Origin of the sequence: Amycolatopsis ultiminotia, from assembly GCF_039536925.1 — a bacterium.
GTDB classification, from domain to species: domain Bacteria; phylum Actinomycetota; class Actinomycetes; order Mycobacteriales; family Pseudonocardiaceae; genus Amycolatopsis; species Amycolatopsis ultiminotia.
In genome coordinates, this window is record NZ_BAAAZN010000016.1 from 71,517 (window position 1) to 94,095 (window position 22,579).

The following is a 22,579-nucleotide window of genomic DNA, read 5'->3' on the forward strand; positions in this document are numbered from 1 at the left end:
AGGACGACCGTGCGCGTGCTGCTCGTCGAGGACGACACCGGAGTCGCCCGAGCACTCGCCGAGACACTGCACGCGCACGGGCACACGGTCACTGCCGTCGGCCGCGGCGCGGACGCACTCAACCGGCACCGGGACGCGGAGGTGCTGCTGCTCGACCTCGGGCTGCCCGACCTCGGCGGAGTGGACGTGCTGCGCAAGATCCGCCAGGTCTCGCCGGTGCCGGTGATCGTGCTCACCGCCCGCGACGACGAACGGTCCGTGGTTCGCGCCCTCCGCCTCGGCGCGGACGACTACCTCACCAAACCGGTGCGGCTGGCCGAACTCCTGGCCCGGATGGACGCCGTCGTGCGCCGGGCGGGCAGCCGCGGGAGCGCGCCGGACGAACGTGTGGTGCGGATCGAAGACGTCGAGATCGACCTCGGCGGGCACCGGGTGCTGGTCGGCGGGCACGACGCCGCCCTGACCGCCAAGGAGTTCGCGGTGCTCGCGGTACTCGCCGCGCGGCCGGGCACCGCGGTCAGCCGGCAGCAGCTGATGGACGAGGTGTGGGGCGACGCCTACCTCGCCGTCTCGCGGTCGCTCGACGTGCACATGACCCAGCTGCGCGCCAAGCTCGACCGGCCGGGGCTGCTCACCACCATCCGCGGCTTCGGATACCGCCTTGGCCGGGGCTGAGCGGTGCGCGCCCGTCTGCTGGCCGTGCTCGTCACGTTCGCGCTCGCCGGGGTGGCCGCGTTCGCCGTGCCGCTGCTGTCGGCGACCGCGGACCAGCGCACCCAGCAGCTGATCATCTCGCGCAGCAGCGATGTCGAACGGTTCGTCGTGCTGGCCCAGCAGGCGGTGGATTCCGGGGACCTGATGGCGCTGACCGCGGAGGCCCGGCGCTACTCCTGGCTGTACGGCGACGCGGTTCTGGTGGTGGACACGCAGCGGGTTCCGCTCGTGCAAACGGGTGGTCTCACTGCCGAAGATCCGTCGCTGCAGGGCCTGGTCGAGGCGACCTTGCGCAATCAGCCCGGACCGCGAGTGGAGCAGGTCACGCCGTGGTCCGACGAGCCGGTGCTGTTCACCCGGCCGGTCGGTACCGGCACCCGGGTGTCCGGGGTGGTCGTGCTGCGCGCGTCCGCAACCCGGGCCGCCGCGGACGTCGGCGCCCGCTGGGGCGCCGTCGCGGCAGGCGCATTACTGGTGGCTGCGCTGTTCGTGCTGTTGTCGATCCTGCTCGCGCGGTGGATGGTGCGGCCGTTGGTCCAGCTGGAGAACGGGGTGCTGGCCGTCGCCGGCGGCCGCCGGGCCCAGGTGCCCGAACGGTCCGGGCCACGCGAGCTGCGTTCGCTCGCCGCGTCGGTGAACCGGATGTCCGAAGCCGTGGTCGAGGCCGCCGGCCAGCAGCGACGCCTGGTCGCCGACACCTCCCACCAGCTGCGGAACCCGATGGCGGCGCTGCGGTTGCGGCTGGATTCCCTAGCCGCCGACGTCGGCGCCCATCCCACCTACGACGCGGCGGTCGCCGAGGTGGAACGGCTGGACCGGATCCTCGACGGACTGCTCACCCTCGCCACCGCGGAAAGCACCTCGACCCGGCTCGCCGCCGGAGAGGATGCCGAACCCGCCGACCTGGCCGCAGTCGTCGCCGAACGTGTGGACGCCTGGCGCTTGTCCGCGGACGAAGCCGGCGCCACCCTCGTGCCCCGCGCCGGGCACACCGACCCGGTTCTGGTGTGCACGCCGGAAAGCGAACTGGCCCAGCTGCTGGACGTGCTGCTCGACAACGCCGTGCACCACGCGGGCCGCGGCGCGACGATCACCGCCGGATGGGAAACCGGCGAGGCAACTGTCACGCTGCTGGTCACCGACGACGGACCCGGTCTGCCTCCGGAGGATCTTTCCCGTGCCACAGAACGGTTTTGGCGCGCCGGAGGGGAAGGTGCGCCGCGGGGCACCGGGCTCGGGCTGGCGATCGCCCGCGAGCAGACCCGTGCTCGCGGCGGCGTGCTGGAACTGCGCGCGGTCGAGCCGCACGGGCTCCAGGTGCGGGTCACTCTGCCGGCGGTGGGCACGTCATGAGTCTCACCCGGCGCGCCGCACTCCTCGGCGGTCTCGGCCTCGCACTCGGTGCCTGCGACAGCGGTTACCGCGGTCCGGAGCGGACGGTCACCATCGCAGCCGGCGAGTCCGGCGGCTTCTACCTCGCGTTCGCCGACGTACTCGCCGCCGAGGTGACCCGGGCCGAACCACGGCTGCGATGCGTCGCCCTTCCCACCGAAGCGAGCGTGGAGAACGTCGAGCGGGTCCGGGACGGAACGGCCGATCTCGGGCTCGTCCTCGCCGACGTCGCGCAGTCCGCGCTCGCCGGCGAACCGCCGTTCCCCGGTGCAGTCCCGGTGCGCGCACTGGGCCGGGTCTACGAGAACTACCTCCAGCTCGTCGTCCGCGCCGACGGACACATCACCGGCTTATCTGCCCTCGCCGGCCGTCCGGTCTCGCTCGGCCCCGTCGGTTCGGGCGCGGCACAGCTGGCCGAACGCGTACTCGCCGCCGCCGACGTGTCCGTCCGGGCGCTGCGCCTGCGATTCGTCGATGCCCTCGCCGCACTGCGCGACCGGAAGATCGACGCCTTCGTATGGTCCGGCGGCGTGCCCACACCGGCACTGACCGAGCTGAACCGCACCACCCCGCTCGCACTGCTCCCGCTCGCGTCACTGCTGCCTCGGCTGCGGCAGGCGCACGGCGCGCTGTACGAGCAGGTGCAGGTGCCGGCGGGCGCCTACCGCGGGATGGGGGCACTCGCCACGATCGGGGTCGCCAACCTGCTGGTCTGCTCCCCCGGGCTGGCCACCGACGTGGCCGCGGCGGTGGTGGGTGTCCTCACCGGCCGGGCGGCCGCGCTGGTGCCCGCGCAAGCGGTCGGCACGCAGTTCCTCGACGTGCGCACCCTCATCGGCACCGAACCGGTTCCGCTGCATCCCGGGGCGGCCGGCACCTACCGCGCCCTCCACGGGTGATCGGCAGTGGCAGGATTGGGCGGGTGACCGATCGCCGCGCCCTCGCCGCAATGCCCCTGCGCGTGCGCTACCACGAATGCGACGGCCAGGGCGTCGTGTTCAACGCGCACTACCTGGCCTACGTGGACATGACCGCGTTCGAGGTGGAGAAGGCGCTGTTCGGCTCGCACCAGACGGTCCTCGCGGCCGGGGTGGACCTGGTGGCCGCCGAGTCGAACCTCCGTTACCTCGCGCCCTGCCGGTTCGACGACGAGCTGGTGGTCTCGGCCTTCCTCACCCACCTCGGCACCACGTCACTGGTCCTCGAGTTCGAGATCCGCCGCGGCGAGCTGCTCACCACCGAAGTCCGCACCCGCTACGTGTTCGTCGACCGGGTGGCCATGCGGCCGGCCCGGCCGCCGGCGGAGATCCGCGACCGCTACGCGTCGTTCCTGCCCGCCGCCGACAACGACTGAGGCCGCTCGTGTTCCGCGTGCTCTTCTACCATCCGGAAATTCCGCCGAACACCGGCAACGCCATCCGGCTGGCCGCGAACACCGGCTGCGAACTGCACCTGGTGGAACCACTCGGCTTCACGCTGGAGGACCGGCAACTGCGTCGCGCGGGGCTCGACTACCACGACCTCGCCCGCGTGCGGGTGCACCGCGACCTGGCCTCCGCGTGGCACGCGCTGATGCCCGCCAAGGTGTATGCGTTCAGCGCGTCGGCGACCCGCCGCTACACCGAGGTGGCCTACGAACCGGGCGACGTACTGCTGTTCGGCCCGGAGTCCACCGGCCTGCCCGCCGAGGTGCAGCACGCCCCGGAGATCACCGAGCGGGTGCGGCTGCCGATGCTGCCCACGAGCCGTTCGCTGAACCTGGCCAACACCGCCGCGATCAGCCTGTACGAGGCGTGGCGGCAGAACGGATTCCGCACCCCCTGACCCGGTGCCGGCTCAGGGAAGTCTCTGTCCGACCAGCAGTGCCGCACCCGCGCCGATCATCAGGATCAGCGTGCCCGCGACCAGCCACGGCTTGCTCGCGTCCGCGTCCTTGAGTTCGTAGCCGATCTGCTCGCCCAGATCGGCATACACCCGTTTCAGCTCGTCCGCGCTCGCCGCCTTGTAGAACTGGCCGCCGGAGAGCCGCGCGATCTCCTGCAGCGAATCGTCGTCCACGCGCACGTCCTGCGATTTGCCCTCGATGTCGACCGAACCGTGCGTGGTACCGAACGAAATCGACGAGATCGGCATCTGCGCCTGCTTCGCCGCCTGCGCCGCGGTGTAGGCGCCCCGCGGTGCGTAGAGGTCCTGCGGCACGGTCTGCTTGCCGTCACTCATCAGCACGACCCGCGCCGGCGGCGGGCCCTCCGCCCCGCCCACCACGGCGGAGAAGTTCTGGATCGACTGGAGCGCCGCGTAAATCCCCTCGCCGGTGGCGGTGGACTCGGACAGCTTCAGATTGTCGATCGCCTTCGCCACGCCCGCCCGGTCGGTGGTCGGGTTCACCAGCACCGTCGCCGTACCGGCAAACGAGATCAGGCCCAGGTTGATACCGGGGGTCATGTTCTCCGCGAACTGCTTCGCCGCGTCCTGCGCCGCCTTCAGCCGGGTCGGCGCGACGTCGGTGGCCTTCATCGACAACGACACGTCGATCACCAGCATCACGGTCGCCCGGTTCCGCGGCACCCGCTGTTCGGCCGTCGGCCCGGCCAGCGCGACCGTCAGCACCAGCATCGACAGCACCAGCAGGATCGCGGGCACGTGCCGGATCCAGCCCTGCGCCTTCGGCGCCACCCGGTCCAGCAGCTCCAGATTCGCAAACCGCAACACCCGCTTGCGCCGCGCCCGCTGCACCAGCACGTACGCAACCACGACCCCGGCAACCGCGATCAGCAGCAGGAACCACCACGGCGCGGTGAATCCGCTCAAGCTCATACCGCCTCCGCGGGAAGAAGAACATCGGCGGTGCCCACTACCGCCACCGCGGGACAGAGCACGTCGGCAGCATCCACCGCCGCCTCCGCGGGAAAGACCACGTCGGCAGCATCCACCGCCGCCTCCGCGGGAAAGACCACGTCGGCGGTGCTCACGCGGCACCCCCCGACCAGCGGCGCTTGCGGGCCACCACGAACCGCACCAGGTCGGAGATCCAGTCCGAGTCCGTGCGCAGCACCAGGTGCGCGGCCCCGGCGCGGCGCAGCCCGGTCGCGACCTGCTGCCGGTGCGCATGCGCCGCCGCGCCGAATTCCTTGCGCAGCAACGCCGAAGCGTGCACCTCGCGCTGCCGCCCGGTCTCCGGGTCGGCGAGCACGACCGTGCCCACCTCCGGCAGATCGACGTCCCGTGGATCGAGCACCTCGACCGCGATCAGCTCGTGCCTGGCACCGAGTGCGCGCAGCGGGCGCTCCCAGTCACCCGGACCGAGGAAGTCCGAAATCACCACGGCCAGACCGCGCCGCCGCGGCGGACGGCGCAACTGCTCCAGCGCACCGGCGAAGTCACCCCGCACGCCCTCGGGCGCCCGCGGGGTCTCGGCCAGCCGGCGGACCAGGCCGCGTGCGTGCGCGAGCCCGCCGCGCGCGGGAATCCGGGTGCTGCCCTGGCCGTTGGAGATCAGCGCGCCGATCCGGTTGCCGCCCCCGCCGGTCAGATGCGCGACCGCGGCCGTCGCACAGACCACCAGATCCCGCTTCTCGCACAGCGCGGTGCCGAAGTCGAGGCTGGCCGACAAGTCGGCGACCACCCACGTCTCCAGCTCGCGGTCGGCCACCGTCTCGCGGATGTGCGGGGTGGTCGTGCGCGCGGTGACCGCCCAGTCCATCCGGCGCACGTCGTCACCCGGCTGGTACGGCCGGGCCTCCCCGGGTTCGGATCCCGGACCCGGCACCAGGCCGAGGTGGTTGCCCTGCAACAGCCCGTCGAGCCGGCGGCGCACGTCGAGCTCCAGTGTGCGCAGCCCGGCCGCCATCCGCTCGCCGCGCAGCACGGGTGGCGCCCACGACGGGCGCCGGTCGCTCTGGTTCTTGCCTGCCACGCGGCTACCTGACGGGCGCACCGGCGGCCACCGGGCCGGTCCCGCCCTGCGGACGGGCCGAAACCTGCGGCAGCGGCACGGTCTGCAGCACGCGGGTGATGATGTGCTCCACCGGCACACCGTCGGCGAGTGCGTCGTAGGACAGCACGAGCCGATGCCGCAGCACGTCCGGCACCACGTCCACCACGTCCTGCGGCAGCACGTAATCCCGGCCGCGCACCAGCGCCAGTGCCCGCGCCGCGGCGATGATGCCGAGGCTCGCGCGCGGCGAAGCACCGTAGGACACCCAGCCCGCCACGTCCGCGAGACCGTGGTCGTTCGGCGTGCGGGTGGTGAGCACCAGCCGCACCACGTAGTCGACCAGCGCGTGGTGCACGAACACCTGCGAGGCCACGCCCTGCAGCCGGACCAGCTCGGCCGGGCTGAGCACCTCGTGCGGACTGGGCGGGGTGACGCCCATCCGGTAGACGATCTCGCGCTCCTCCTCGGCCGAGGGGTACTCGACCAGGATCTTGAACAGGAACCGGTCGCGCTGCGCCTCGGGCAGCGGGTACACGCCCTCGTTCTCGATCGGGTTCTGGGTGGCGAGCACGAGGAACGGATCGGGCATCGGGAAGGTCTTGCCGCCGATGGACACGTGCCGCTCCGCCATCACCTCGAGCATCGCCGACTGCACCTTCGCCGGTGCGCGGTTGATCTCGTCGGCCAGCACGAAATTGGCCACGACCGGGCCGAGTTCGACGTCGAACCGTTCCGCGCCCTGCCGGTAGATACGGGTGCCGAGGATGTCCGCGGGCACCAGGTCCGGGGTGAACTGCACGCGGGAGAACGATCCGCCGACCACCCGCGCGAAGGTCTCCACGGCCAGCGTCTTCGCGACCCCCGGCACGCCTTCGAGCAGCAGGTGCCCCTTCGCCAGCAGCCCGACGAGCATGCGCTCCACCAGCCGGTCCTGGCCGACGATGACGCGCTTGACCTCGAACACGGTCCGTTCCAGCAGCTGGGCGTCCCGCGCCGGGGTGCCGGGCTGCTGCCCGTTCCCGCCCTCGGCGTAGCCGGGCTCGGTCACTCTTCCTCCTGTGGTTCCACGTCTGCGGACTCGCCCGCGACCGTACTGCTTCGCGGCGGCCGCCGTCCGCGCGGCACGCTGAATCCGCGACGGTCGCTGGTGCCAGCCAACCGCACCGCCGGTGTGACAGCTGTGAAGCCGGTCTCAGCGGTGCCGTTCGAAGTCCTCGGGAGTGTCGATGTCGTCCGCCTCGCCCGGCTCCGCCGGGACTTCGGCGATCCGCAGCACGCCCAGGGTGCGACGCAGCGACCGGTTCTCCGGGTCGTCCGGCACCGCCGCGCGCAGTGCCGCGGTGCGCCACGCACCGGCCAGCCACTGCCGCTGTCCGGCCGCGTCCAGCAGGACCGCCCCGTCGGCTGTCGCGTCCAGCGCAGCCAGCAGCCGCTCCACTGTGGACGCGCGGATCCCGGGCAGATCTCCGGCGAGCACCACGGTCACCGCAGCGTCCGTGACCGGTTCGAGTCCCGCCGCCAGCGCGGCCACCGGGCCGGTTCCCGGCACCGGCTCCCGCGTCCAGACCACGCCGGGATAGCCGGGGCGCTGCGGCCCGGCCACGACCAGCGGCCGTGCCCCGGCCAGCGCGGCGAGCGCGTGTGCCAGCAGCGAACTGCCGCGCACGACCAGTTCCGGTTTGTCCACTCCGGACATCCGGCGGGCGGCCCCGCCGGCCAGCACGATCCCGGCGAACCTCATGCCGGCTGGATCGCTTCGATCGTCGTGCCGGCGGCATCGCGGAAGTAGCCGAACCGGCTCCCCTGCCGCGCTCCCCGTTCCAACGTCTGCGGTGCCCCGGCCGCCTCCCAGCCGTGCGGCGCCACGAGCCGCGCGAACGCGTCGAGATCCCGTACACGCAGCGCCAGGTGCACCGACCCGACGTCGCAGGACCGGGGCCGTAGGTGCTGCCGGTCCGCGGGGGCGTCGTACTGCAGCAGCTCGATGCGGTGCCCGTGGCCGAGCAGGGAAGCCATCCGGATGTCCGCTTCCGGCACGCCCACGACCTCCGCGGCGAACTCGCCGTCGAGCCGCCCCCGGTGGGTCTCCTCGAACCCGAGCACGTCCCGCCGGAACCGCAGCGCGGCCTCGAGGTCGGGCACCGTGATCCCGGTGTGGTCGACCCTTTCGATCAGCTCCGTCATGTGCCCAGCGTGCCGGTCCCGGAAGCCACTGCGCGACCGGGGTTCGCCCGGGTTAGGTTGCGCAGGTGCGCCAAGCGACCCGGCTGCTCGCCGCCTACGACACCGAGCTGCGCCCCGCCGAGCTGACCCGCCCCGAGCCGGGACTGCGGCTGAGCACCGACGGCCCGCTCACCCGGCTCACCGGCGGGCGGCGCGGGCTCGTCGCCGGACCGCCGGACCTCGGCGTGCACGGTGCGGACCTCGAATCGCTGATCGCCCGGCAATGCGCGTTTTTCGCCGCCAGAGGCGAGGAGTTCGAGTGGAAGACCAGGGGCCACGACCGTCCGGCGGACCTGCCGGAACGGCTGCTCGCAGCCGGATTCACCGCCGAACCCACCGAAACGGTGCTGATCGCCCCGGCCGAGGCGATCGCGGCCACCACGCCGCCCGATGACGGCGTACGGGTGCGGGAAGCCTCCGGACCCGACGATCTGCTCCGCATCGCGACGCTCAGCGCGCGGGTCTTCGGCCACGACGAGGCCGCTGTCGCCGCGGATCTGCTCGCGCGGGCCCGTGCGGACACCGGGATCACCACACACGTGGTCGCGGAGGTGGACGGCCGGTTCGTCTCCGCAGCACGGCTGGAACTCGTTCCCGGTACCGGTTTCGCCGGGCTCTGGGGCGGCGCGACACTGCCCGGCTGGCGCGGCCGCGGCCTCTACCGCGCCCTGGTCGCCCACCGGGTCCGCGTCGCCCGCGCGCACGGCGTGCGGTACCTGCTCGTGGACGCGCTCCCGACGAGCCGTCCGATCCTGCAACGGCTCGGCTTCGTCGCGGTCACCACGACGACGCCGTACGCCCGGCTGCCGATCAGCCGATGAGCCGGGTCGCGTAGGGCATGATGCCGCCGTAGCGGACCGACGCGACCCGCACGTGCGAACCCGACTGCGGTGCCTCGACCATCTGGCCGTTGCCCAGGTAGAGCGCGACGTGGTGGATACCGCCGGAACCACCCCAGAACAGCATGTCGCCGCGGCGCATCTGGGACAGCGGGACGTGGCGTCCGGACGTGTACTGGTAGCCGCTGAAGTGCGACAGGGACTTCACGCCGGCGAAGGCGTAGATCATCAGGCCGGAGCAGTCGAAGCCGATCTTGCGGTAGTCGCCGTACATGTCCGCGACCCCGCCGTCGCGGATACCGCGCGTCGCGCCGCTGCCGTTGCCGCCGCCCCATGCGTACGGGCGGCCGAGCTGCGACAGCGCCCTGGCGATCACCGCTTCGATCGAGCTGCCGGCCGCGGGCGACGGACGGCTGCTGCCGCCACCACCGCCACTGGAGTGGCTGCCGCTCGCCTGCAATGCCGCCTGCCGGGCGCGCTCGTCGTCCTCCCGCTGCTTCTGCGCGACCCAGTCCTGGTACCGCTGCCGCTGGCCCTGCAGGCCGTTGACCTTGGACTGTGCCGTGTAGAGCTGCTGCTCCACGGAGTTCTTGTCGGCTTCCAGTTTGGTGTTCTGGGTCGCCTGCTCCTGCTGTGCGGACACGGCGGCGGCCTGTGCGGCATCCGCCCCGCTCTTCGCCCTGGTGGCCGCGTCCTGCTTCTCCTCGGCGACTTCGAGTGCCTTGCGGGCCGCCGCGTCCTTGTTGGCCTTCGCCGTCTGCGCCTGCTCGAGCCGGTCGAGCGCGTTGAGCCGCGATCCGCCGATGGAGTCGAGCAGCTGCGCGCGGGCGAGCAGGTCCTTCGGGCTGTCCGAGGTGAGGTAGGCGGAGACCGAGCCGATCGTGCTGCCCTGCTCGAAGCTGGCGGCGGCGAACTTCTTGAGGTCTTCACGGGACTTCTCGATCGCACCTGCCGCGGCATCCGCCTCGCGTCGCGCGGACTGCGCGTCCTGCTGCGCCTTGGTGGCGGCGTCCTCTGCGGTCTGCAGGTCGACCAGCGCCTTCATCGCCTGTTCCTGCTTCAGCTCGACGTCGTCCTGCAGCGAGCTGAGCTTCTGCTCCGCCTGGGCGAGCTGGTTGGTCAGCCTGCCGACCTCACCGGCCTTGGCATTCGCCGCGTCCTTCGAGGAGTCGATCTCCGAATCGCTCGGATTCGGCGGCGGGGGCGGCACCGCCAGCCCCGTTCCCGCCGCACCGTACAACGCGACCAGTGCGAAGGTGCCGATCGCGAGCCCACGGCGAACCCCGGTCGCGCTGCGCCTGCCGCGCGCTCCGGATGCGCCGTCCCGTCCCCGCCGGACCTGCACGACCCGTCACCTCCGCTCACGAGCGCCACCGGCGCCGGACACATCGCATGTCACCGTAGTCACACGACTATCACAAGCCCCACTGAGAACTCCCACACCGTAGACACCATTTCCCCACATCGGGGGACCTGTGCGCGGCGCGTCCGGCACGGCGGAGCCGATCCCGCGGGTCGGCTTGAACGAAATACAGGACACGCGTACTGTTTAGGGCGATGACGAGGTGTGCCCTCCCGCTTCCGGCCCTACCGTGGGGGTGCGCAAGACTCGGTCGAGGCCGGCCCGACGGCCACGACACCACCGAACTGACCCGGGACTCCCACGCCGCCGCGGCGCGAGTCCATGCCACTGGAGTTAGACGTGACTGCACCTGCCAGCAAGGACAGCTTCGGCGCCAAAGACACGCTGAAGGTGGGCGAGAACTCGTACGAGATCTTCCGCCTGGACAAGGTCGAAGGCTCGCAGCGACTGCCCTACAGCCTGAAGATCCTGCTCGAGAACCTGCTGCGGACCGAAGACGGCGCCAACATCACCGCCGAGCACATCCGCGCACTCGGCGGCTGGGATCCCGAAGCGGACCCGTCGGTCGAAATCCAGTTCACGCCCGCACGCGTGATCATGCAGGACTTCACCGGCGTGCCCTGCGTCGTGGACCTGGCCACGATGCGCGAGGCGGTCACCGACCTCGGGGGCAATCCGGACAAGGTCAACCCGCTGGCGCCTGCCGAACTGGTCATCGACCACTCGGTGATCATCGACGTGTTCGGCCGCGCGGACGCCTTCGAGCGCAACGTGGAGATCGAGTACGGCCGCAACCGCGAGCGTTACCAGTTCCTGCGCTGGGGCCAGGGCGCCTTCGACGAATTCAAGGTCGTCCCGCCGGGCACCGGCATCGTGCACCAGGTCAACATCGAGCACCTTGCGCGCACCGTGATGTCCCGGGGCGGCCAGGCCTACCCCGACTCCTGCGTCGGCACCGACTCGCACACCACCATGGTCAACGGCCTCGGCGTGCTGGGCTGGGGCGTCGGCGGCATCGAGGCCGAGGCGGCCATGCTGGGCCAGCCGGTGTCGATGCTCATCCCGCGCGTCGTCGGCTTCAAGCTGACCGGTGAGATCCCGACCGGCGTCACCGCGACCGACGTGGTGCTCACCATCACCGAGATGCTGCGCAAGCACGGGGTGGTGTCGAAGTTCGTCGAGTTCTACGGCGACGGTGTCGCCTCGGTGCCGCTGGCCAACCGCGCCACCATCGGCAACATGAGCCCGGAGTTCGGCTCCACCGCGGCGATCTTCCCGATCGACGAGGAGACCGTCCGCTACCTGAAGCTGACCGGCCGCTCACCGGAGCAGGTCGCGCTGGTCGAGACCTACGCCAAAGAACAGGGGCTCTGGCACTCTGCTGATCAGGACGCGGCGCACGAGCCGCAGTACTCCGAGTACATCGAGCTGGACCTGTCCACGGTCGTCCCCTCGATCGCCGGCCCGAAGCGCCCGCAGGACCGCATCGAGCTGTCCGACGCGAAGTCCTCGTTCCGCAAGTCGGTGCACGACTACGTGGACGACGACCAGCGCACCCCGCACACCAAGGTCGACGAGGCCGTCGAGGAGTCCTTCCCGGCCAGCGACCCGGCCTCGCTCTCGTTCAAGGACGAGGACGCGGTCGACCTCCAGTCCGCCGCCAACGGCGCGTCCGGCCGGCCGACCAACCCGATCCGGGTCACGACCGGTGACCGCGGCTCCTTCGTGCTCGACCACGGCGCCGTGGTGATCGCCTCGATCACCTCGTGCACCAACACCTCGAACCCGTCGGTGATGCTCGGTGCCGCGCTGCTGGCGCGCAACGCGGTGGACAAGGGCCTCACGGTGAAGCCGTGGGTCAAGACCTCGATGGCGCCGGGCTCGCAGGTCGTCACCGACTACTACGACAAGGCCGGTCTCTGGCCGTACCTGGAGAAGCTCGGCTACCACCTGGTCGGCTACGGCTGCACCACCTGTATCGGCAACTCCGGCCCGCTCTCGGACGAGATCTCCGCGGCGATCCAGGAGAACGACCTGACGGCGGTCTCCGTGCTCTCCGGCAACCGCAACTTCGAGGGCCGGATCAACCCGGACGTCAAGATGAACTACCTGGCCTCGCCGCCGCTGGTGATCGCCTACGCGCTGGCCGGCACCATGGACTTCGATTTCGAGCACCAGCCGCTGGGCCAGGACACCGACGGCAACGACGTGTTCCTGTCCGACATCTGGCCGACGCCGCAGGAGATCCAGCAGACCATCGACTCCTCGATCACGCAGGAGATGTTCACCAAGGACTACGCGGACGTGTTCGACGGCGGCGAGCGCTGGAAGGCACTGCCCACCCCGGAGGGCAAGACCTTCGAGTGGGACACCGAATCGACCTACGTGCGCAAGCCCCCGTACTTCGAGGGCATGACCGCCGAACCGGCACCGGTGCAGGACATCTCCGGTGCCAGGGTGCTGGCGAAGCTGGGCGATTCGGTCACCACCGACCACATCTCCCCCGCCGGCGCGATCAAGGCGGACACCCCGGCCGGGAAGTACCTCACCGAGCACGGCATCGAGCGCAAGGACTTCAACTCCTACGGTTCCCGCCGCGGCAACCACGAGGTGATGATCCGCGGTACCTTCGCGAACATCCGGCTGCGCAACCAGCTGCTGGACGACGTGCAGGGCGGCTACACCCGCGACTTCACCCAGGACGGCGCCCCGCAGTCGTTCATCTACGACGCTGCGCAGAACTACGCGGCACAGGGCACCCCGCTCGTCGTGCTCGGCGGCAAGGAGTACGGCTCCGGTTCGTCGCGCGACTGGGCAGCCAAGGGCACCTCGCTGCTCGGCGTGCGTGCGGTGATCACCGAGTCGTTCGAGCGGATCCACCGCTCCAACCTGATCGGCATGGGTGTCATCCCGCTGCAGTTCCCGCAGGGTGAATCCGCCGCGTCACTGAAGCTGGACGGCACCGAGACGTTCGACATCTCGGGCATCACGAAGCTCAACGACGGCGAAACGCCGCGCACCGTGCACGTCACCGCCACGAAGGAGGACGGCACGAAGGTGGAGTTCGAAGCAGACGTCCGCATCGACACCCCCGGCGAGGCCGACTACTACCGCAACGGCGGCATCCTGCAGTACGTGCTGCGGAAGATGACCAACGCCTGACGCGCACCACCAGCTGTGGCCCGCCCCGACAGTCCGGGGCGGGCCACAGTGCTTTCCGGACAAGGCGCTTTCCGGAGAAGGCTTTTCGGGTCGCCGCCCTGCCAGCAGCCGTAATCCAACGAAACCTCACACCAGAACGAACCAACCCGTGTCCGCCAGGAGATGCCGTTGGGAAGCTGACGTTCGCTCCACATTCATGGACGGCCAGCCTTCTCGCCGACGGGCAGCAGCACCGTTCTGACGTTCAACGGCTTCACTGGTCAACGCATTGGAACAGGCATCAGTGCCTGTCTGCCGGGAGGTTGGCGGCCGCTGTCGGGCTGAAGCGGGGCCGGATTCCGGTCGACCGCAGGGTGTCTGCGGTCGCTTCGTCGGCGGGCACCAGGAAGGTTGCGCGGATACCTGTGCCGTCCTGGGTCCGCATGGGCACGTACTGGAGCACGAGGGGCCCCAGCTCGGGATGGTCGAGCGTGGTGGTGCCCTCACCGCGGGTCTGCGCCGGGTATTCCTGCCACCACTGGCGGAACTCGGGACTCGCCTGGCCGACCCGGTCCACCATGGCGCTGAGCACGGGATCGCCCGAATGCAGCGCCGTGCTCAGCCGGAACTCCGCGAGCAGCCGCCGGGCCTGGGTACGCCAGTCCCGGAACAGCGTCCGGATGAACGGATCGGTGAACATCAGCGTCAGCAGGCCCCGGTCGGCGACGTCCAGCCGGGTCCAGTCGCCGAACAGCAGCCGCGCGCTCTCGTTCTGGCCGAAGCCTTCCCAGCGCGGCCCGATCAGCCAGGCCGGGGCCGGGTCGTGGTGCGCCACCAAGCGGACCAGCCCTTCGGGTGCGCCCTCCGCGCCGTCGTGCGCCGGTGCGGCCGGTCCGCGGCCGCTGAGCAGCGTGAGCACCAGTTGTGTTTCCTCGTCGGTGCAAGCCAGTGCCGCGGCGACACGGGTGAGCGCGGCGGCGGAAACCGGCACCGGGCGTGCTTGTTCGAGCCAGGTGTACAACGTGGTGCTGATCTCGGCCAGTGCTGCCACTTCTTCCCGGCGCAACCCGGCCGTCCGCCGACGGCCGGTCACCGGGAAGCCCGCGGCCGCCGGATCGATCGCGGTGCGCCGTGCCCGCAGGAAAGCGGCAAGTTCCCGCCTGCGTTCAGGATTGTCGATAGCCACAGAACACTCCGCCCGAGCCGGGTAATCGCAGATACCAGGAAGGTCCGGCAACTGGTGACCCGCCGCCGGATTGCACACACTACTCAGGATCCGCCGGACCCGGTCGATGCCGCCGCGAGGGGAAGACCGGGCCGGGTAAGCCGGTGAGGAGTTCTGCTGTGCACGCCACCCATCATCCCCTGTCCGAGAGCGACGCCTTGCGGATGGCGAAAGTCCGGGCGAGCGCACAGGGCGCCGTCGACACCGGAGAGGTCCTCGTGAGCATTGCCGCCGGCGAGGACACTTCACCGACCATCGCGACCGGACCGTTTCGCACCGGCAGTCTGACCGGCGAATGGGTCGCCGCGCCGGGCACCGCTGTCGACGGAGTCGTCCTGTACTTGCACGGCCGTCGTTTCCAGTTCGAGGAGCCGGCCGACGTGCTCGCCGGCAAGCTCTCCGCGGCCACCGGGTGGCCGGTGCTGATGCCCCGCTACCGGCTCGCCCCCGCGCATCCCCACCCGGCCGCGCTCGAGGACGCCCTCGATGCCTACCGGGCGTTGCTGGAACAGGGTTTTCCCGCCGGCCGCATCGTGCTCGTCGGCCACTCCGCCGGGGCGACGCTGGCGTTGCAGGCGTTGCTGCGGCTCCGCGCGGCCGGTGCGCCGCTGCCGGCCGCGGCGGTCACTGTCTCACCGATCACCGACTTCACCTTCAGCGGTGCGAGCATCGCGATCGGCGATGATGACGTGGTCACGAACCAGGAGCTTTACCAGGTACGGGAAGCGCTTCTCGGGGACGCCGACCCGGCCGGTGCGGTTTCGCCGCTGAGCGGGGTGTGCCCGGATCTGCCCCCGCTCATGATGGCCTGCGGCAGCGTCGAGCGGCTGCTGGACGACACGGTGCGGTTTGCCGAGCGGGCCGTGGCCGCCGGCACCGAGGTCACCCTCGAACTGTACGACGGCATGCCGCACGGCTTCCCGGTCCTCGGTACAGATGCGGCGAGCCAGTTGCTGGACAGGATCGCCGAGTTCACCACCGAGCACCTCGCCCGTCGTCCGGCAGATGCGGTACGCGCTCCGCTGACCATCCGGCGGGTCGGCTGGGCGAGCTACGTGGTCACCACCGAACGCGGGACCAGAATCCTGGTGGATCCCTACCTTTCGGGCAGCGAGGGCATCCACCACGGGCTCCCGGAAAGTCCGATCCGGCCGGCCGAGCTGACCGACGTCGACGTGGTGGTGGTGACCCACGCAGGCTTCGACCACCGCGGCCAGGCGCTGGAAATCGTCACCTCCGGACACGCCGTCCTGGTGTGCGGAACGGCATTGGGCGCGTCCGCCCGCGCGGCAGGTGTCCCCGGGGAACGGATTGCGGTGACCGTCTCCGGCGTCGAGGTGCGGCACCGGGACGTGACGCTGCGCTCCCTGCCCGCCCGGCACGAGTCGAGCATGAGCGCCGAAGGAGCATTCGTCGCCGACCAGCCGCAGTCGTTTCTGCTCACCACAGCCGAGGGCGCACGGGTGTTCTGCGGCGGTGACACCTCGCTGTCCCAGGATCTGCGGACCTGGGGCGAGCTCTACCGTCCGGAGACGGCCGTACTCGGCATCGGCGGAATCTGGCTGGGCGCGACCCGCGTCGTCGAACTGCCGCCCGCGGACGCCGCGGTGGCAGCCCGTTGGCTCGGGGTCTCGACCGTGCTCCCCGTCCACCACGTCCCCGGCGACGCCATGCCGGCACAACTCGCCGCGAACCTTGCCGAGGACCCGATCGAGGTCGTCCCCCTGGCATTCGGCGAGAGCTGGACCGCGGCCGGGACCGGGCGGCCGGTCCGGCGAACCTAGAAGCAGTCCGGCACGTGGCCGGGGCGGCGGTCCGGCGCGACCGCGTGCCGGACCGCCGCTAGCCGACCACCGCCCCGGTCTTCGGGTCCAGTTTCAGTGGTTTCGCCTGGGGATGGGAGAAGTCGAACATCTCGGTCATCGGTGCGGCGAGCGCGTCGTACGAGCCGCCGCCGATGCGGCCCAGCTGCCAGTTGTCCTCGATGAACCGCAGTACCGAGGTCTGGTCGGTCATCGTGTGATCGACGTGGTTCACCTTGCTGTAGGGCGAGAGCACCAGCAGCGGCAGCCGCGGGCCGTAGCCGCAGCGGTCCGCGAAACCGCCGAGCCCGACCGGCTTCGAGCTGCACACCGGCGAGTCCTGACCGTCGTCCTGCGAACCGTTCACGATCTTCGACGGGACATGGTCGTACCAGCCGTCGGAGTCGTCGTAGGCGAGCACGATCGCGGTCGAGTCCCATTGCGGCGAAGCCTGGATCCGGTTCACCTGGTCGACCACGAAGGCCTGTTCGTCGAGCGGGTCGGAGTACCCGGCGTGCCCGTCCTGATAGGACGGTGCCTTGAGGAAGCTCACCGCGGGCATGGCGCCCGAATCGAGCGCGTCGTCGAAGTCCGCGACGTCGTACTGGTGGTTCGCCTGGTCGGGCTGTCCCACCGCCTGCGGAGAGGACGGCGGGAGGTGTTTCTCGTTGGCCGTCGAGCGGTAGTACTGGAACGGCTCGTGGTGCGGGCTGTAGTCCACCGCCTCCTGGTCGCCGACGTTCGGATGCTTCGTACCGCACACCGCGTAGCCGTTGCTCTCGCCGGTGGGCCGGAAACCGCCCTCGAACCAGCCCCAGGTGACCTGCCGGTCGTTGAGCAGGTCACCGACGTTGCGGCCCTGGAACGCGCCCAGGTTGTCGGTGGCGGCGTGATTGTTGTCGGAACAGTCGTCGAACGCGGGATCGGGGTCGGTGATCATCGTGCCGACGCCACGGGAATCCGGTGAGGCCGCGGTGTTCGGGTCCACCTTCGGGTCCCCGGTCACCGAATCCACCGGCTGCAGGCCGTGGGTCTGGCCGGAGACCAGGTTGATCGCACCGGGGCTGGACGGTCCGAACACGGCGTCGAAGGAGTTGTCGTTCAGCGCGTAGTGCTGGGCGTAGTTCCACATCGCGGTCACCGTGTTGCCGTCGAAGTAGTCCATCACCAGGCCCGGCTCACCGAACAGCACCGGCTGCCCGGTGCACTTGTCCTTTTCGGTGTTCTCCACGAACTTGTCCATCTTCCCGCCGTTGAAGGCGGCCTGCTCCTTGTTGTAGTCGTGTGCCTGATCGCAGGTGAGCGCCTGGTCCGGGCCGAGCCGCTTCGGGTTGTAGGCGTTGGGGTTGTCGTGCAGCAGCTGCGGGGTCAGCCCGTCGACCGCCGGGGTCCCCGGTGCGGCCTGGAACGGGGTGCCGTTTTCGTTGGTGGCGTTCGGATAGGTGCCGAAGTAGTGGTCGAAGGAGATGTTCTCGCCGAAGATCACCACCACGTGCTTGATCGGGGTGGCCGTGGCGAACGTCTCCGCCGCCACCGCGTGCGCAGGCGGCGCCGGTGCCGCCGAACTGCTCGAGCACGCCGCCGCCAGTGCCGCCGTCGCGGCCAGTGCGGCCGCGGCCGTCGTGCGCCGCCTTCTGGTCCCGTCCACTCCGTGCCCCTTCCCTTTCAGCCCAGCAGTGCCCGGCCGTAGTGGTCGGCCGGATCCGTCACGCCGGGGAACAGGTGGAAATACCCGCCCCCGAACGGCGAGACGTAGTCGGTGAGCGGCTCGCCGGCGAGCCGCCCCTGCACGGTCTCGAACTGCCGCTCGAGATCGCGCTGGTAACAGGTGAAGACGAGCCCCATGTCGAGGTTGCCGTTCGAGTCCACGCCGCGGTCGTAGTTGACCGACCGGCGCAGGATGCGCTCGCCGTCGGTCTGCGCGGTCCGCGGGTTCGCCAGCCGGATGTGGCTGGTCAGCGGCACCACGGTGCCGACCGGATCCTGGCCGTAGCGCGGCGCGTCCGATTCGGCCTCGCCGTCGAGCGGGGCGCCGGTGTCGCGGCGGCGGCCGATCATGTTCTCCTGTTCGGCGAGCGAGACCCGGTCCCAGAATTCCACCAGCATCCGGATCAGCCGGATGACCTGATAGCTGCCGCCGTCGCCGGTCCACACCAGACGGTCGCGTTCGGCAGGCTCCGGGTTCGCCGTACCGTCTTTGAACCCGAGCAGGTTCCGCGGGGTGCCGGACGGCCGGGGCGGTGAGCTGAACCCGTCGATCTTCCACCGCAGCTGCATCCCGCCCCTGGTGGCGCGGGCGATGTCGCGCAGTGCGTGCAGCGCGGTGTCGGGTTCCGCGCAGTTCAGCACCAGGCTGAGGTCGCCGTGGCACCACTGCGGGTCGAGCGCGTCGTCCGGGAACGTGGGCATCGGCTTGAGCTTCGGCGGCTTCCGCGCGGCGAGCCCGAATCGCTCGTCGAACAGGGTTGCCCCCGCACCGACGAGCACCGACAGCGCGCCACCCGGGACTTCCGGCCCGAGCACCCCGGAGTCCGCAGGCGGTCCGGTGATGCCCAGCGCGGCCGGCGGGCCGCCCGAGGTGAGGAACCTGGCCCGGTCGGTCAGTGCGCGCAGCAGTTCGGTGAGTTCCGTCCGGTCCTGCGCGATCACGTCGAACGCCGCCACCACCGAATGCCGTGCCGGCTCGGCCAGGACCGCCGCCTGACGTGGTCCGTGAAACGGCACGGCCCCGGCGGCATCTTCCGCGGCAGCGCTGCCGGCCAGCCCGGACAGTCCCGCGCCGACACCCGCGGCGGCCGCGCCGCGCAGGAACGCGCGCCTCGCCAGTGTCACGAGATTCTCCTCGGCTCTGCGATCGCCGCGATCGGTGCGAGGCGCTCGGTCAGCTCCGCAACGTCGCCGTTGATTCGTTCCCGCTGTTGCCGGTCCACTGCGGACAGTGGCCGGTCCGCCGCCGCATGCAGGTCGCGTTCCGTGCGGGCGAGCCAGGCGTCGAGGTCCTTCAGCCCGGCGAAGCGGGTCGTCAGCAGCGGGCGCAGCACGTCGAGCACGGCACGGGTGCCGGTGAGGTTGGCACCCGCGGTGGCCAGGTTCGAACCGCTGCCGTAGTCGGTCCGCCCGGTCAGCTCGAACTGCAGCGTGTTCTCCATGATCTCGTGTGCCCGCAGGCCGAGGTCGTTCTGGTCGACCTGGGCGTCGGCGAAGTCGCTCTGCAGCTGCCGCACATCCGCGTCGAGCTGATCGGCTACCGGGGCGAGCGCGGCGGTGGACTCGGTGTGCCACAACCCGTTCTCCAGGCGGTGGAACCCGGCGAAGCCGGGATCCACCGCGCCATCGGGCAGCCCGTCGGTGGTGCCGTTGATCGCCGCGTCCGCATCACCGAACGCGTCGTAGGCAGCCCCCAGCCGCTCGTAGGTCAGGTGCGCGGTGAGCCAGGCGTTCCGGGCGGCCGTCCGGTCTCCCCCGTGCACCGCCTGCTTCAGCGACCCGGTCTGCTGGACGAGCGTGGCGAGCCCGTCTGCCACGTACGCGTGGTACTGCTTGAGCGGCGCGAGCAGGTCGGCGTTGGTCACCGGGACCACGGCCGGGCCGGGACGTTCCGCACCCCCGCTGACCCGCACCGCCGGGCCGACGAACGGGGTGCCGTCCTCCGGTGCACACCGCAGTGCGTACGCGCCGTTGCCGAGGTTGACCGGCAACGCCCGGGTGGTACCCGACCCGACGCCCTCGAGCTCGCCGAACACCGTGCCGGTCGCCGGATCGACGACCTCGACCTCCATGGTGACCGCGGCGTTGTTCCGGATCCGCAGCGTCTGCGGGCCCGCGGACGGCGCAGTCCAGCCCGCACCGCACGCCGCCCGCGACACCTCGATCGGACCGGCCTGCGCGGGTTCGTCCGCGCAGGCCGCCGCGGTGGCGAGGACCCCGGTGACAACGAGGGCGGAGCCCCCGCACCGGACCACGCACCGCAGCACGTCAACTCCCCTCAGGTGAACATCTGGCGGACACTTTCACGCGTCCGGCCATCCGTGACAAGAGGGTTGTCCCGTTATGCCCGGTTTTCCGTCCGAAGGTCGTCTCGCGTTCAGCTCTTTTCGGGGGTGCTGAACGGCTGGACGTCCGGCTGGAACACCTGACCGTCGGCGGGCACCTTCAGGTCGATCAGGTACGCCGCGGTCGCGTCGTCCACGCCCTGGGAGTCGCCGAGGATGCAGTGGCCGAACGCGTCGACCGACAGCAGCCGGGAGTTGCCGAGTTCGGCCGCCATCCGCTGCCCGAACTTGTACTGGGTGGCCGGGTCGTAGTAGTTGCTGACCACCAGCACCGGCGTCGCCGTGTGCGACTGCCACGGGCCGCGGTACGGATCGGAAGTGGTCGCGGCCGGCCACACCGGACAGGCCGCAATGTCCGAGAACACCTGGTAGCGCCCGAAAGTGGGGGACTGCCGGTCCGCGTCGGCGGCGATGCCGGGCACCTGGTCCTGGCTGATGCCGATCGGCTTGTCCGCGCAGTTCACGCCGAAGTACGAATCATCGGCGGTGTACGGGCTGTCCGGGCGCACGTCCGCGACCCCGCCGTGGGTGGGCAGCCCGGCGAATGCGGACTTCCCGCGGGACTGGCTCTGCGCGCTCGGGTGCAGGACGTCGTAGGCCTGCTGCAGGGCCTCGCCGAGCTGGGGGAAGCTGGCCGGCGAGTACAGCGCGCCGGATACCAGGCTGGTCAACGCGCTGAGGTTCAGTTTGCTGCCGTCGGGCAGGGTGATCGGCTCGGTGCGCAGGTGCTCCCGCAGCTCGTCGAACTTCGCCCGTGGGGTGCCGGAGCTGAACGCACAGGCCTTGCCTGCCTCGCCGCAGCGTTTCAGGAAGGCGTCCAGGGAGATCTCGAAGCCCTGCGCACGGCCGAGGTCGTAGGTCACGCCGTCGTTCGTGCGCAGCTGCGGGTCGACGTTGCCGTCGATCACGATCGCCCGGGTCTGCTCCGGGAACATCGCGGCGTAGGTGGAGCCGATCAGCGTGCCGTAGGAGAAGCCGACGTAGGTCAGCTGCCGGTCGCCGACCGCCGCACGCAGGGTGTCGAGATCCCGCACGACGTCCCGGGTGGACATGTGGTCGAGCAGGGCTCCGGCGTTGCGGTGGCAGAACTCGCCGTAGTCGCGGTAGGCCGCCAGGGTGCCGGAGATCTCCGTGCGGGACAACGGAACCGGCACCAGCGCGCCCTGCACGTCCGCAGCGTCCTCAGCCGTGGTGAAGCAGCGCAGCGGATTGCTCTCGCCGACCCCGCGCGGGTCGAAGCCGATCAGGTCGAAGCGGTCGGCTACCTGCGGCTGGAAGTACTGGTCGGCGGCGGTCGGCATGGTCAGCCCGGACCCGCCGGGGCCACCGGGGTTGAGGAACAGCGAGCCGACCCGTTGGCCGGGCACCTTCGCGGCACGCTTCATCAGCGCGATGTCGATCGTGCCGAGCGAGGCGTCGTCGTGGTCGATCGGCACCCCGTAGCGCGCGCAGCTGTAGAGCTTGACCTGGTCGGCAGGCACGCCGGCGAGCTGGTCCTTCGTGCATTCGCCCCATTTCACCGCCGCCGTGGTGGCGACCTCCGCCGCCCGGACCCCGGCGCCGCCCGGCGCCGCGGACGCGGTGCCGGTGACCGCGGCCGCCGCCATGGCCACCCCCACGACCAGCGTGCCCGCGCGCACCGCTCTCGATCCCCGCACATCGACCTCCCTGCTCCCCTGTCGCACCGCAAGCCGGGCACGACACGCCAACGGGGCCGAGACTGGCACAAACCGGCCAACCCGGCACCGTCCGAAAGGAGGGAGCACCTGCCACTATCGGCTTACCCGGCGATCACTTCCGGATCAGACAGTCACCGCCGAGTCAGGCCGTCCCCGCCGGATCAGACGGGTACCGCCGGGCAGGCCATCACCATCGGGCCAAGCCATCACTG

The 22,579-nt window shown here is 70.9% G+C and carries 20 protein-coding genes; 8 read left to right on the forward strand and 12 right to left on the reverse strand.

Going from position 1 to position 22,579, the window contains the following annotated elements; translation table 11 throughout:
• The first annotated feature begins 9 nt into the window (after positions 1-9).
• Genes ABD793_RS30740 through ABD793_RS30760 form a run of 5 tightly spaced genes read left to right on the forward strand, consistent with a single transcriptional unit; the run spans position 10 to position 3,930 of the window.
• Positions 10-675, forward strand: coding sequence for a response regulator transcription factor (locus ABD793_RS30740; protein WP_344866341.1), 666 nt, complete (start codon positions 10-12; stop codon positions 673-675).
• A 3-nt stretch (positions 676-678) separates the two neighbouring features.
• Complete coding sequence (locus ABD793_RS30745) at positions 679-2,067, forward strand: sensor histidine kinase (protein WP_344866343.1); 1,389 nt, start codon at positions 679-681, stop codon at positions 2,065-2,067.
• A complete protein-coding gene (locus ABD793_RS30750) occupies positions 2,064-3,005 on the forward strand; it encodes a TAXI family TRAP transporter solute-binding subunit (RefSeq protein WP_344866345.1) in 942 nt (313 codons plus the stop codon). The genes ABD793_RS30745 and ABD793_RS30750 overlap by 4 nt, the downstream gene beginning before the upstream one ends.
• Before the next feature lie 50 nt (positions 3,006-3,055).
• Positions 3,056-3,460 (forward strand): acyl-CoA thioesterase, encoded by a 405-nt coding sequence (locus ABD793_RS30755; protein ID WP_344866580.1) that lies wholly within the window; start codon positions 3,056-3,058, stop codon positions 3,458-3,460.
• An 8-nt stretch (positions 3,461-3,468) separates the two neighbouring features.
• Positions 3,469-3,930: a tRNA (cytidine(34)-2'-O)-methyltransferase gene (locus ABD793_RS30760; RefSeq protein WP_344866347.1), complete on the forward strand. Its 462-nt coding sequence runs from the start codon at positions 3,469-3,471 to the stop codon at positions 3,928-3,930.
• 12 nt (positions 3,931-3,942) lie between these two features.
• Here ABD793_RS30760 and ABD793_RS30765 read toward each other — a convergent pair whose 3' ends face one another.
• The 6 genes from ABD793_RS30765 to ABD793_RS30790 all read right to left on the reverse strand — a co-directional run bounded on the left by ABD793_RS30765 (position 3,943) and on the right by ABD793_RS30790 (position 8,227).
• Positions 3,943-4,923 carry a VWA domain-containing protein gene (locus ABD793_RS30765; protein WP_344866349.1) on the reverse strand — a complete coding sequence of 327 codons (981 nt, stop codon included), beginning with the start codon at positions 4,921-4,923 and terminating at the stop codon, positions 3,943-3,945.
• Positions 4,920-5,078, reverse strand: coding sequence for a hypothetical protein (locus ABD793_RS30770; protein ID WP_344866351.1), 159 nt, complete (start codon positions 5,076-5,078; stop codon positions 4,920-4,922). The genes ABD793_RS30765 and ABD793_RS30770 overlap by 4 nt, the downstream gene beginning before the upstream one ends.
• Positions 5,075-5,956, reverse strand: a complete 882-nt coding sequence (locus ABD793_RS30775) for a DUF58 domain-containing protein (RefSeq protein ID WP_344866582.1) — start codon at positions 5,954-5,956, stop codon at positions 5,075-5,077. Before ABD793_RS30775 ends, ABD793_RS30770 begins: the two co-directional genes overlap by 4 nt.
• A gap of 70 nt (positions 5,957-6,026) precedes the next feature.
• A complete protein-coding gene (locus tag ABD793_RS30780; protein WP_344866353.1) occupies positions 6,027-7,091 on the reverse strand; it encodes an AAA family ATPase in 1,065 nt (354 codons plus the stop codon).
• A 144-nt stretch (positions 7,092-7,235) separates the two neighbouring features.
• Complete coding sequence (gene mobA, locus ABD793_RS30785) at positions 7,236-7,784, reverse strand: molybdenum cofactor guanylyltransferase (protein ID WP_344866355.1); 549 nt, start codon at positions 7,782-7,784, stop codon at positions 7,236-7,238.
• On the reverse strand, positions 7,781-8,227 hold the full coding sequence (locus ABD793_RS30790) for a VOC family protein (RefSeq protein ID WP_344866357.1): 447 nt from the start codon (positions 8,225-8,227) through the stop codon (positions 7,781-7,783). The genes mobA and ABD793_RS30790 overlap by 4 nt, the downstream gene beginning before the upstream one ends.
• A gap of 65 nt (positions 8,228-8,292) precedes the next feature.
• Here ABD793_RS30790 and ABD793_RS30795 point away from each other — a divergent pair, with 65 nt between their 5' ends.
• Positions 8,293-9,087, forward strand: coding sequence for a GNAT family N-acetyltransferase (locus ABD793_RS30795; RefSeq protein WP_344866359.1), 795 nt, complete (start codon positions 8,293-8,295; stop codon positions 9,085-9,087).
• Here the strand turns inward: ABD793_RS30795 and ABD793_RS30800 are convergent.
• Positions 9,077-10,450, reverse strand: a complete 1,374-nt coding sequence (locus ABD793_RS30800; RefSeq protein WP_425548797.1) for an NlpC/P60 family protein — start codon at positions 10,448-10,450, stop codon at positions 9,077-9,079. The genes ABD793_RS30795 and ABD793_RS30800 overlap by 11 nt on opposite strands.
• A gap of 339 nt (positions 10,451-10,789) precedes the next feature.
• Between ABD793_RS30800 and acnA the strand changes: the two genes are divergently transcribed.
• Positions 10,790-13,630 (forward strand): aconitate hydratase AcnA, encoded by a 2,841-nt coding sequence (acnA, locus tag ABD793_RS30805; RefSeq protein WP_344866361.1) that lies wholly within the window; start codon positions 10,790-10,792, stop codon positions 13,628-13,630.
• Positions 13,631-13,910: 280 nt separating this feature from the next.
• On the opposite strand, the gene ABD793_RS30810 is transcribed toward acnA, so the two are convergent.
• Complete coding sequence (locus ABD793_RS30810; protein WP_344866363.1) at positions 13,911-14,795, reverse strand: helix-turn-helix transcriptional regulator; 885 nt, start codon at positions 14,793-14,795, stop codon at positions 13,911-13,913.
• Between the two features lie 158 nt (positions 14,796-14,953).
• Between ABD793_RS30810 and ABD793_RS30815 the strand changes: the two genes are divergently transcribed.
• Positions 14,954-16,618 (forward strand): alpha/beta hydrolase fold domain-containing protein, encoded by a 1,665-nt coding sequence (locus ABD793_RS30815; protein ID WP_344866365.1) that lies wholly within the window; start codon positions 14,954-14,956, stop codon positions 16,616-16,618.
• A 58-nt stretch (positions 16,619-16,676) separates the two neighbouring features.
• Here the strand turns inward: ABD793_RS30815 and ABD793_RS30820 are convergent, their stop codons facing one another.
• The 4 genes from ABD793_RS30820 to ABD793_RS30835 form a co-directional block, all read right to left on the reverse strand.
• Positions 16,677-18,284 carry a phospholipase C gene (locus tag ABD793_RS30820; RefSeq protein WP_344866367.1) on the reverse strand — a complete coding sequence of 536 codons (1,608 nt, stop codon included), beginning with the start codon at positions 18,282-18,284 and terminating at the stop codon, positions 16,677-16,679.
• A gap of 17 nt (positions 18,285-18,301) precedes the next feature.
• Positions 18,302-19,468 (reverse strand): Dyp-type peroxidase, encoded by a 1,167-nt coding sequence (locus ABD793_RS30825; protein WP_344866369.1) that lies wholly within the window; start codon positions 19,466-19,468, stop codon positions 18,302-18,304.
• On the reverse strand, positions 19,465-20,610 hold the full coding sequence (locus tag ABD793_RS30830; RefSeq protein ID WP_344866371.1) for an EfeM/EfeO family lipoprotein: 1,146 nt from the start codon (positions 20,608-20,610) through the stop codon (positions 19,465-19,467). The genes ABD793_RS30825 and ABD793_RS30830 overlap by 4 nt, the downstream gene beginning before the upstream one ends.
• Before the next feature lie 110 nt (positions 20,611-20,720).
• Positions 20,721-22,295, reverse strand: coding sequence for an alpha/beta hydrolase (locus ABD793_RS30835; protein WP_344866586.1), 1,575 nt, complete (start codon positions 22,293-22,295; stop codon positions 20,721-20,723).
• Positions 22,296-22,579: the final 284 nt, after the last annotated feature.